This is a genomic window from Roseivirga sp. UBA1976 (assembly GCF_002336325.1).
GTDB classification, from domain to species: Bacteria; Bacteroidota; Bacteroidia; order Cytophagales; family Cyclobacteriaceae; genus Roseivirga; species Roseivirga thermotolerans.
Window position 1 is genome coordinate 11,040 of record NZ_DDDQ01000002.1, and the last position, 287, is coordinate 11,326.

Annotated in this window: 1 protein-coding gene; it reads left to right on the forward strand. The window is 51.2% G+C overall.

Features of this window, described 5'->3' with window-relative positions; all coding sequences use genetic code 11:
- Positions 1–287 (forward strand): biotin carboxylase N-terminal domain-containing protein (locus tag B3763_RS00090; RefSeq protein ID WP_286742323.1); only part of this gene is annotated, 287 nt, incomplete at both ends.

Sequence of the window (287 nt, forward strand, 5' to 3'; positions counted from 1 at the left end):
TGCCGATGCCATACACCCCGGCTATGGGTTTCTTTCTGAAAATGCAGAGTTTTCAAGAGTATGCGCAGAATACGGCATCAAGTTTATTGGAGCCAGCCCCGACATGATCGACAAAATGGGCGATAAAGCCACGGCCAAAGCAACCATGAAAGCAGCCGGAGTACCTACCATACCCGGCTCTGACGGCCTATTGAGCTCTGTGGAAGAAGGTATAAAGCTTTCGAACGAAATGGGCTATCCCGTTATACTTAAAGCAACTGCCGGAGGCGGTGGCCGAGGTATGCGGA